Annotated in this window: 14 protein-coding genes and 1 pseudogene; 4 read left to right on the forward strand and 11 right to left on the reverse strand. The window is 59.0% G+C overall.

The genetic code is table 11. The annotated features are described in order from the left end of the window. Positions 1–70: 70 nt before the first annotated feature. From GFD25_RS11570 to GFD25_RS11580, 3 genes are all read right to left on the reverse strand, one after another. Positions 71–988 (reverse strand): DUF4928 family protein, encoded by a 918-nt coding sequence (locus GFD25_RS11570; RefSeq protein WP_163232982.1) that lies wholly within the window; start codon positions 986–988, stop codon positions 71–73. After that, the gene (locus tag GFD25_RS11575; protein ID WP_163232984.1) at positions 985–2,169 is read right to left on the reverse strand and encodes a DNA cytosine methyltransferase; all 1,185 of its coding nucleotides are present in this window, start codon (positions 2,167–2,169) and stop codon (positions 985–987) included. Before GFD25_RS11575 ends, GFD25_RS11570 begins: the two co-directional genes overlap by 4 nt. 343 nt (positions 2,170–2,512) lie before the next feature. Continuing rightward, positions 2,513–2,686, reverse strand: coding sequence for a hypothetical protein (locus GFD25_RS11580; protein ID WP_239512564.1), 174 nt, complete (start codon positions 2,684–2,686; stop codon positions 2,513–2,515). A 271-nt stretch (positions 2,687–2,957) separates the two neighbouring features. On the opposite strand from GFD25_RS11580, the gene GFD25_RS11585 reads away from it, so the two are divergent. Further along, positions 2,958–3,284 (forward strand): hypothetical protein, encoded by a 327-nt coding sequence (locus tag GFD25_RS11585; RefSeq protein ID WP_163232988.1) that lies wholly within the window; start codon positions 2,958–2,960, stop codon positions 3,282–3,284. An 84-nt stretch (positions 3,285–3,368) separates the two neighbouring features. Here GFD25_RS11585 and GFD25_RS11590 read toward each other — a convergent pair whose 3' ends face one another. The 4 genes from GFD25_RS11590 to GFD25_RS11605 all read right to left on the reverse strand — a co-directional run bounded on the left by GFD25_RS11590 (position 3,369) and on the right by GFD25_RS11605 (position 6,225). Continuing rightward, the gene (locus tag GFD25_RS11590) at positions 3,369–3,767 is read right to left on the reverse strand and encodes a hypothetical protein (protein WP_163232990.1); all 399 of its coding nucleotides are present in this window, start codon (positions 3,765–3,767) and stop codon (positions 3,369–3,371) included. A gap of 387 nt (positions 3,768–4,154) precedes the next feature. Next, entirely contained in the window at positions 4,155–5,147 is a 993-nt protein-coding gene (locus tag GFD25_RS11595; protein ID WP_338024664.1) for a replication protein RepA, read from the reverse strand. A gap of 14 nt (positions 5,148–5,161) precedes the next feature. Beyond that, a complete protein-coding gene (locus GFD25_RS12610; RefSeq protein ID WP_163232992.1) occupies positions 5,162–5,356 on the reverse strand; it encodes a helix-turn-helix domain-containing protein in 195 nt (64 codons plus the stop codon). 8 nt (positions 5,357–5,364) lie between these two features. Beyond that, entirely contained in the window at positions 5,365–6,225 is an 861-nt protein-coding gene (locus tag GFD25_RS11605; RefSeq protein WP_163232994.1) for a hypothetical protein, read from the reverse strand. A 226-nt stretch (positions 6,226–6,451) separates the two neighbouring features. Between GFD25_RS11605 and GFD25_RS11610 the strand changes: the two genes are divergently transcribed. The 3 genes from GFD25_RS11610 (at position 6,452) to GFD25_RS11620 (ending at position 7,972) form a co-directional block, all read left to right on the forward strand. Beyond that, positions 6,452–7,018 carry a recombinase family protein gene (locus GFD25_RS11610; RefSeq protein ID WP_163232996.1) on the forward strand — a complete coding sequence of 189 codons (567 nt, stop codon included), beginning with the start codon at positions 6,452–6,454 and terminating at the stop codon, positions 7,016–7,018. Further along, entirely contained in the window at positions 7,018–7,422 is a 405-nt protein-coding gene (locus GFD25_RS11615) for a hypothetical protein (protein WP_163232998.1), read from the forward strand. The genes GFD25_RS11610 and GFD25_RS11615 overlap by 1 nt, the downstream gene beginning before the upstream one ends. 73 nt (positions 7,423–7,495) lie before the next feature. Then, positions 7,496–7,972 (forward strand): hypothetical protein, encoded by a 477-nt coding sequence (locus GFD25_RS11620; protein WP_163233000.1) that lies wholly within the window; start codon positions 7,496–7,498, stop codon positions 7,970–7,972. Positions 7,973–8,020: 48 nt separating this feature from the next. Here GFD25_RS11620 and GFD25_RS11625 read toward each other — a convergent pair whose 3' ends face one another. From GFD25_RS11625 to GFD25_RS11640, 4 genes and pseudogenes are all read right to left on the reverse strand, one after another. Beyond that, on the reverse strand, positions 8,021–8,278 hold the full coding sequence (locus GFD25_RS11625; protein ID WP_163233002.1) for a hypothetical protein: 258 nt from the start codon (positions 8,276–8,278) through the stop codon (positions 8,021–8,023). Further along, complete coding sequence (locus GFD25_RS11630; RefSeq protein WP_163233004.1) at positions 8,275–8,901, reverse strand: ParA family protein; 627 nt, start codon at positions 8,899–8,901, stop codon at positions 8,275–8,277. Before GFD25_RS11630 ends, GFD25_RS11625 begins: the two co-directional genes overlap by 4 nt. A gap of 193 nt (positions 8,902–9,094) precedes the next feature. After that, positions 9,095–9,454 carry a hypothetical protein gene (locus GFD25_RS11635; protein WP_163232980.1) on the reverse strand — a complete coding sequence of 120 codons (360 nt, stop codon included), beginning with the start codon at positions 9,452–9,454 and terminating at the stop codon, positions 9,095–9,097. A 64-nt stretch (positions 9,455–9,518) separates the two neighbouring features. Further along, positions 9,519–9,794, reverse strand: a pseudogene (locus GFD25_RS11640) (relaxase/mobilization nuclease domain-containing protein); the annotation flags it as partial. Positions 9,795–9,855 lie beyond the last annotated feature (61 nt).

Below are 9,855 nucleotides of genomic sequence, written 5' to 3' on the forward strand. Positions count from 1 at the left end.
CTCGTGATGTCATACCTCGGCGTACACATACCACCATCATGTCACCAAAGCACCATAGAGTAAACACACCCTAATTGCCGTACTCGATCCGCAGGCTCGGGTCCGTTTCATGCGTGTCGATGATCCTGTTGTATGCAGTGACCAGATCGGCAAGCATCGCCTTGCGCTCGTCCTGGCTGAAGTGACCGTGCTCATGGACATTGGTCGACAGGAACGCCTGGATGTCCCAGACTTCCAGCCGTTCGGCGAAGTTCATGTCGGCGGCCAGATCCCAGGCGGTTTTCACGCGGTCCTTCACCGTGATGATGATGGGACGCAGGCCGTTCTGGATATTGTGCTGGCATTTTTCCATGAGCAATGTGGCTGGGGCCGTGGTGCAGTGGATGGCGGTGTCGCCGATGTTGAAGTCGCCGCCTCGTCCTGTGGGATCGTCGGCGACCGAGGCTCCGTTGATCTCCACTTCCGGCATGATGATGGACAGCTTCGCCGCTACGAGATGCTGCAGCACCGTTCCCTCATACATGGTGCCAGGATTCTCCTTTTGCCGTTTCTTGGCCTGTTCCAGAAGATAGCCCACCGCCGCGGTGATCGAGAGCGAGTCATCGGCCTCCAGTCTGAAAGGCTTGCTGCTGAAGAACCTGCGGATGCAGTCGATCCAGAAACGCTCGATCTCATCGAACTCTTCTCTGGAAGGATTCTCCTGATTGATGAGCTCCGCGTAGTCCTTCATGATGCCCATAAGACCACGGCTGGTGCGTCCGGCCTCCGCGGCGAGCACTCTCCTGATGCCGTGCTCAGACAGGATCCTCTGGCAGTTCGTTTTGCTGAGTCCTTTGACCTGTCCTTCCTTGTCGGTGAGGTAGTCGTCGGGATCAATCGGCAGCGTGTCTCTCGAAAAGGCGCGGTTGAGCTGCAGGATTCCGGCCAGGTTGCCCTTGGTGTTGATTCCGTGACTGTCCCGGAACCGCTCGATGGGTTCAAGATTCATGCAAGCTCTCCTTCCATTGCAGAGTGAGCCTCGGACTGGGAGCACCCCGCGAAGACCGGTTCGTCCAAAGTGCCTCGGAGTGCCGGAGCAAGGTAGTGTTCCGCCAGCCATGCGACCACGGGAACCGCCACAGCGTCGCCGAATCCGAACAGGGCTTGGTTGGTCCGCAATCCGTCGAGGTTGTAATGCGACGCCCCCATCAGCGCCGCATATTCCTTCGGGGTCATCCAGCGCACGGCGGATGTACCTTCGCCAAGCCGCACAACGGCCTGCCTCGAAGAGCCGCCACGGGCCGTTCTCAGGCATCCTGAAACATCATCCGCGCGGACTTCCCAGGTGGACTTCCCGTTTCTGGTGCGTCGATACGCCGTCCGGTAGGAGACGGACGGATTGTTCTTCAGCTTTTCCACTCTTTCCGCCTGCACGGCGGACAGCGATCCAAGAAAAGCCTCCAACCTGTCCTCATCCCACCATCGGGAATCGTCCGACGGCATTTCCTCGACGTACATGCCGAACCCGGACATAAGAGGTTCGGGCGGTGCCGGCAACACCGCTTTGTGCATGCGCAGGGAAGCGTCGGCGAAGACCTGCTGCAGCCAGTCCGGACGCAACGGGGAATCGGACTGCGAGCCCTTGGGAGGGTTTTTCAGGCCGATCAGGAAAAGCCTGGGACGGGACTGCGGGACGAATCGACGCGCGTCAATGGACAAGGCGTCGACGGAATACCCGAGCCGGTTGAAGGCGCGGACCGCCGCCGCCATGTCTTCGCCGGAATGGGATGTCGCGAGACCTGTGACGTTCTCAAGAACAGCCACGGGAGGCATATCGTCCCCCATCTCTTCCAGCAGACGGATATACTGCCAAAAAGCGCTGGACTGCTTGCCGTTCAACCCGGCACGAGTGCCGGCCAAGGAGATGTCGGTGCAGGGGGATGAGCCCCAGGCAACAGAAATGTCGCGGGGGAGGTCGGATCCTTTCAGTTCGCTCATGTCCCCTTCGACCAGAGTGTGATCCGGGACGGACCCGAAATGATTCCGGTACATCTGGCATTTCTTGGGATCTATGTCGTTCGACCATGCCACATGAAAGCCCGCCTCTTCGAGACCAAGGCGGGCAAGTCCTATGCCGGCGAAGAACTCAAGCGCTTGTGGGGCGGTCGAGCTGCGGATTGCTCCGGTCATGCACCGTTCCTTCCGATTGACGCGACTACTGGTATCAGGGTACCAGTGTACGTAATGCTTTTTCTAGATAGATTTCTAGATAGATTTCTAGAAATAATCAGATCTTTTCACCCCGTCATGCTCGCTGAAGAGCACGGCACGATCCACGACCGGCTCCACGAGCAGCGACCTCGCGATGATCTCCGTCCCCGACGAACGTGTCGCATGCCACCGCGGTATGCCGCCGCTGCGACATGGCCCAGTGGCGGGTCAGCCAGTCGTTGACCACGGGATTGCCGCAGTCGAATCCGGATAACGGATCCTGCGGTGTGAGCCGTCGTGGTCTGGTCGGCCTCGGATTCGCTCATGCCCAGATCGGCTCCCTGCCCAACAGCTCAGCCGCGGCGTAGGGCATCGGCTCATCCAGCGCGACGACGAAGTCGTTCCACGCCGCGTAAGAGAGCGCGACCGCCCGCGACGCCGTCATCCCCTTGGATTCCGCGGACTGGGCGATCCGGTCGCGTTTCTCGTTGGTCATCCGCATCTCGAAGCGGCTTTCCTTGGTGATGGCATATCCATGATTCGATTGTGCGGCAAATGTCCGTACATGAGAAATCGGTGGATCAGATTCGAAGAATTGTTCGTTTCATGTTAGCTTATGTGCGTGTCTTATCTTGTCCATAGGTTATGCATTGCCTTCTCATGTTAGAAAATGTTCATTTCAAATAAATGTTATAGGAATGGTTGATATAGCACATAGCAAAGTGTTATGGTAGAATCAGGTATAACACTTATGGGAAGGAGTCGGAATGGAACGGCGATTGGGCGCGCAGGAACGGCGAATCCTCGATGAGCTGGACTCGAAGGGAAGGGCGATCATCTCACTGATGGCGGGAACCGCATCCGAGACGGCAAGTCTGAAGCGAGCCGTGCGTTCGCTGGAGCGAAAAGGACTCGTCGGAACGACGATCGACCGGTTCAACGGGCGCGATCATTTGATTGTTATCACCGTGGAGGAGGCGCAGCGCAGACGGGAGCAGGACCGTAGGTCTCGCCTTGCCGCGGCAAGGCTGAGGCTTTCCCTTGCCGAGCGTGAGATCAGGGAGCTGGAACGTCTGGTGGACGGCGAGGAATGAGGTTTTTCTAGATAGAAAGATTTCTTTCTATCTAGAAAAGTTCGATGGCGTTTCGATGAGCCTGGACGCCGAAGTCATATCCCTTCACGTCCATTCGTCTTCGCCCTCCTTGAAGTCGAGCCACTTGCACAGGTATTCGTGTCCCATGAACCGATCGATCTGCGGCCATCGTTCGCTGTCGCGCAGCTTCCACGCCTGACTCATGATCGGCCGGTCATACGAGTCGTTCGAGATGAAGTTGTCACGCATCCCCTGGGCCTCGCCGAAGTGACCGCCGGCGATCAGATCGAGGCAGGCGCGCGCGTGATCGGCGACCGGCATCCGGCCAATCCCGGGTACGTCATCCTCTCTGATGCCCCACTCCCCGAATGGAGAACCATCGCTGTCGAGGATGGTGGGCCGTGTCCAATCCAGCGCGCTGAAATGCCAATCGCCCGGAGTCTCCACCCGATCCCCGAGATTCAAGGCATAGATCCCGCTCACATACCGCATTGGCTGTTCTCCAAGATTTCACTCTCTCTAAAAAGATGGGGAGACCGTTTCCGGCCTCCCCGGTCTCCTTCGAATGTCACTAAGAAAGAAGACGAATCAATCATACCGCACCTGCGAATACGCGGCCTCGCAACGCGTGGACTATCGTCCCACAAGCGCGTGGACTATCGTCCCATAAGCCCTTTCCACCCGTGCGGCGACGTGGACTATCGTCCTACAGAGCGTGGACTATCGTCCTGTTCAATCCGCCCTTAGCTCTACTCGCAGTAAGGCTAAGGCCATGCGTTATAAGTTATAGTATTTATATATAGTTAATAGGTAATCCGATTGATTGAATCCGTGGACTATCGTCCTACAACCGCATATCGGCGTGTCTTCTCAGATCCTTGCTCTCGTCTTCCCTTCAGGAAGAGGAAGATTCCTTACGGCACGAGGAGGAACCGACGGTTCCGATCGGTGCAGAATGATTCCCTTTCCCCGTGAGGGGACGGTCACGTTCAGTGCAGGATAGACTTCCCGGACCTTTGCCAGTGCCTGACGGAATTTCTTTCGGAAGTCTGCCTCGTCCTTGAATCCGTCGCCGAAGCGCTCGAACAGCCATTCCCATGACACGAATGTGTCCCGTGACAGCCTGTTGGCCGACGCGGTCAGCCAGATGTACACGTCGTAGGGCATGACGCTCTTGCCCGAGAGCAGGATCTTCGTCACACGGACGTCGAATGGCGCGCTTTCCGTCTGCAGTCGCTCCCAGACCTCGTCAGTGAGGATGAAGCTCGCTCCTGACAGATCCGCGTTCTTGCGGTTGCGCACATGCCTCACGGCCTTGACGATCGGCAGGGAGACGGTGTCATGGATGTCCCCGCCGACGAATCCGGTCGTTCTGCGGATGCTGATATGGCACGCGAGGAGAAGTCGGAGCTGTTCGCGCAACGATTCGACCGTCTTGCCGCCGCGGGGCAGTCCGAGCTCTGCGCACAGTCGGAAGAATGTGGGAATCGTGATCTGATGAGCTTCCGGGTCGACGATGTCGGTCTTCCGGCCGCCGGCGGAACGGATCTGCTTTGCCATCCAGGCCATGAGCAACCTGGGATATTTCCCGCTCGGGAACTTGCGCTGACGGGTCTCCGAATCGATGCCCGGCTCCAACAGAAACTCGTACCGGCCGTTGCGCTTGGAGATGAACGGCACGGACGCATCCGGCTGGACGGTGGGGAACAGCGTGGATGTCAGGATGCTGTGCCCGAACCAGATCTCGGGTGCGCTTGGCTCGCGATCCATGATGTCCAGGACGGTGCTGAGCCGATCGTTGAGGATCAGCTCGCCGGTGACGGGGTCGACGGGCAACGATCCGTCGTCATCTTTCTTCTTCACTGCATCTTTCTTTCTCAGAGGTTGGCCCAGAAATCATCAAGACTCAATCCGAGGGCGGTGGCAAGTCGACAAGCGGTGTCCAGCCGCATCCGGTGAGGGTCTCGATCTCCGGACTCCCACCGTGTGATGGACTGGGGAGGCACATCGGCTCGATGAGCGAGCAGCCGTATGCTGTCACCGCGGCTGTCTCGCATGTCACGAAGGGTCATGAGGTTTCCTATCGGATGAAAGTGGCTTGGATATGGATTGAATCCGTTGGACTGGCTGGATCGCACACCGGCGACAGCTGCTGATCATCATTGAGGTTCACCGTCACACCATTGCCCCGCAGTCGATTCATGGCTCGTTCGGCCTGTTCCCGGCTGATCCATGACTCCACGAATCCATCCTTGCCCTCGTTATGCAAGTCGTTGTCCCGACGTTGCAGTTCGAGCGCAGCCTGTCGGGTACCCGGCTTGATCAGCTGCTGGTTGAAACGTTCGACAATCCTCAAGTCCGATTCGACGGACGCTTCTTGAAGCTGATTCCGGCGCTCATGCAGGTCACGGACAATGCTTCCGATCAAATCACGGGCTTCGTCTGGAGAAATCCGAAACCAATAGAGGTAGGCTCCGCATTTGCTCACGCGTCGGTCTGGATGATCCAGCATCCAACCGTTCATGCGCTGGAAGATGATCATGCGACGTTCGTTTTCCGGCACTCCGTCACGTACGGCGTCCGTATGCATGTGGTTGACGTATCCCGTCGGGACGGACATTTCGGCGGCAAGGGACTCTCCCTCGTCCTCTTCCAACAACAGCGCGTATTTGACGTCTTCCGTCGGAGTGCTTGGATCGGGGTAGAAGCTGGGGTCGCTCACGATGGCGTCGACTCGCATGAGATCGAATGTCGGCGGAAGCTGCGGACAATACTGGACTACCAGATCGCCGCACCTGACGTCCTCGAGGGCGATGCTCCTCTGTGCGACCAGGGTCCGCACATGATCGCGGAAGGAGATGCTCCTCTGTGCTGCCCGGCCCCACTCATGATCGCGATACCTCTTGAGGCTGTCTTCGTCCCATCTGTCGTTGGGTGCCATGTCATCCTCCTTGAAAATCAGCTGTACTGATTGCAAGTGTACACCAATTGGTGTACTGCATGATTCTCCGGCGAGTCTCATAAACGGACGTTTCTGGCACATTCGGCTCTGCAGCCGCCATTCTCGACGGCGAATGGCTGAAAGCGTCTCACAATCCATTTCACAATCAACGTGTCAAAAGGTTCAATATCCGTTGAGTTTTGACACGCTCTGATATGATTGGCTCATGAAAATCGGATATGCCCGCGTCAGCACCGGCGAACAGGACGCGGCGCTCCAACACGATGCGCTGTCCGCCGCGGGATGCGAACGGATCTTCACGGACGTCGCCTCCGGAGCCAAAGCAAGCCGTCCTCAGCTGGACCGGATGCTCGACCAGCTCCGTGCGGGTGACATCGTCGTGGTATGGAGGCTCGACCGTCTCGGGCGGAGCGTGCAGCATCTGGTCGAACTCATGAACCGTTTCAACGCCGGGGGAGTGCAGTTCGTCAGCCTGACCGAGACCATCGATACAAGCACGCCGGGAGGCGTCCTCGTGTTCAACGTCTTCGCGGCGATGGCCCAATTCGAGCGGGACCTGATTCGGGAAAGGACCAAAGCGGGTCTGAAAGCCGCAAGAGCAAGAGGGAGGAAGGGTGGACGGCCTCCGGCCCTCAAAGGCCCGGAAAAGGACGAAATCCGAAGATTGTACGATTCGCGGACCCTGACCGTCGAACGAATCGCCGATCTGATGGGCGTCAGCCGGAGCACCGTCTACCGCGCGCTGGAAGCCACAAACAAGGAGGAACCATAATGCTTTCGGGACAACAAACCTTTGAATTGCTGAAAACAGCATATCTGCGGGAATCGGAATTGCACCGCCGGTTCCCGGACCTTCGGATCCCGGTGAGCGGGCATTGGGACTTCGAGAACCTGTGGAGTGAGATGCGCGACCGGCACCCCGACCTGACCATGGACGATCTGACCGGCGAGACACCGGATCCGGAACTGCTCGCGGACTGGGAATCCACCGTGAAACGGCACTCCTACCGCACCGTCGAAGGCACGGTCTCTTTCACTCCCTGGGATCCGACCGGGGCCTACGACGGTCAACGCGTCGTGCCGACCGTGCTCACGGTCACGATGGACGAGCGGAACCGCCGGGCCGACTTCGACGCCATCGATCTGATTCCTCGCGACGGTCAGAGCGATCATTAGGGCATTTCTTGACCTTCAGGGGTGGACCACAACCCTTACGTTCCATCGCGACGGAACATACGGCTTTGTCGCCATGGAACACCTCCGCGTCGAGATCCGGCGCGACGATGGACGTGGATTCCAATTCCCCTTGTCGGCGGAGCAGGCGAACGCGTGGCACGAGGGAAAGCTCGACGCGCACGACATCGCCCGTAGCGTCTGGGAATGGGCCGACGAACTCCGCGTCCGGAATTGGTGGAAAGACCTTGATCTCGACCCGGACACAGACGGGTGGACCGTGTCCGTCCACCAGGGATACGAGTCCGACGGCTCCTTCTACGGCGGGAGCACGCTGTACCGGTTCGAGCTGAACCATGAGGCCGAGGCCGAACCGATCCAGCCGGACTCGCCGTTCCTCGACGGACTGAACAGGCCGTCGGTCGCCCGTGGAGGACTCGGACTGAGTGTCCCCCAGTCGTTCCGGTCCGGAGTCGGACTGGCCGGTTCAGTTGTGTGTGATCCGGCCGATCCCCTGTCCATGGTGACGGCCGTCGCCGGTCCTACCCGCTAGGAGGCAAGTGGCCGTCTGCTTGATTGCAGACGGCCACTTGTATCTCGATTAAGCCTCGTTGGCGAGCTTCTCTCGGATCGCGTCGTTGACGAAGTCGCCGATCTTGACACCGCGGACGGCGCAGAACTCCCTCAGCCTCGTCTGCAGGCCGAACTCGATCCGGAATGCCATCGAGACCTTCACGGCCTCCAGGGAATCGATCGAATCGATTCCGTCTCCACGGGATGCGTGATCCTGTCCGTCCATGATCGTGCGCGGGGCTTCCTGCTCCTGCGGCCGGAAGACCTTCATCGTGCTGCGCCTCATCGCTCTTCCTCCTTGCCGTCGTTCTCAAGGACCGCGTCGACGATCTCGTTCCATGCCTCGCCATAGCCGTGCAGGTTGCTGCGGAAGCGGTGGCCGAACGACGCCGGGATCTCCTCAAGCAGAGGGATGGACACGTCGAAGATGCCGGCGCCGGAATCCAGGACGGCCTGCCGGAACTCCCGGCTGGACACCGTGTTCGCACGGACCATGGTCATGAGGACCGCGAAGTCCGTGCCCTGACGGGCGCACGCCTCGCATGCGAGGATCGTCTGCTGCAGATCGATCTCGGCCGGTCGCGCCGGGATGACGACGAAGTCCGCGACGTCGATCGTCTCGTCGAGCACGGCGCCGTCCGGCGGGCAGTCGATGATGACGACGCCGCCGTCCGCATCGGGCCTACGGGACTTCATCCGGCGAATCTCCGCCTTGTTGCGGGACACCACCGCAAAGGGCAGCTCCTCGCCGTTGTCCTCGGCGCGCAGGGCCCAGTTCGTCGCGGTGCCCTGCGGGTCGGTGTCGATCACGGTGACATTGAGCTCACGCCGGCTGGCGGCGGTCGCGAGGGCCATACTGGACATGGTCTTGGCGACGCCTCCCTTCGCGTTGAGAACTCCGATGATCATTTGACCCTCCTTGAGTCGGTCGATTCAAACATCTAGAAATCTTTCTAGAAAGAAATCTTTCTAGAAAGAAAGATATCAGGTCGCCCGACATGACACGCCGATGGTAGTGAGGTGGACTCCTGTGGTTGTCTCGTGATACGCCGATTCGAGAGGCAAGTGGCCGTCTGCAATCAAGCAGACGGCCACTTGCCTCCTAGCGGGTAGGACCGGCGACGGCCGTCACCATGGACAGGGGATCCGCCGGATCGCACACGGCCGGGTCGTTGTCATCGAAAGACACTGCCTCACGGTCGAGGCCACGGTCGTTCAGCACCTTATCCAGTGCCTCCCACATGCCGAACTCAGGCGCTCCGATCTCTGCCGCCCAAGAGTTGAGGATGTCTGACGGGGAAAAGGACAGGGCGCTGAGCTTGTCCGGATCGATGCCCTCCTGGATCAGACTGTCCTCGTCTAGATAGTAGGGGAAGTACCAGCCTACGGCGGTTCCGTATTCGAAGCCGTCCGGCTGCCGTGTCGGCTGGTCTGTCCATGTAGGGCAGAAGCGGGACTTCATAAATTCGCAGGGAGTTGATGACGATATGCACATGGATATTGCCGCTGTGGTTATGCCCGTCCGGGTGGGTGCATACAAGGGCTTGGTGTCCGGGGAAATGCTCTTTACAGAACTTCTCGCCCAGCTCCTGCGCCTGGTCTACGGTCAAGCCGTTGTCTGTCCCGTCCCGTGGGTCAAAGCTGATGATATAGTGGTGGCTTTTCACATCTTCCCGTTTTTGATTTTTCTCATAGCGGAGATTCGCCCGCATACAGGCAACAGCGAAATCCTCGCCCCCGCAGTTGAGGGAAGAAATGCGGTAATCCTCCCTCGGTATCAGCCGCCCGTCGAGGTGCCTCATTTGAAAATGAGCGCGTAATCCGGAGTGGTGCCTCACCTGTGGTGAGCGTGAAATCCTAGTC

Origin of the sequence: Bifidobacterium aerophilum (assembly GCF_010667685.1) — a bacterium.
In the GTDB taxonomy this organism is placed as follows: Bacteria; Actinomycetota; Actinomycetes; order Actinomycetales; family Bifidobacteriaceae; genus Bifidobacterium; species Bifidobacterium aerophilum.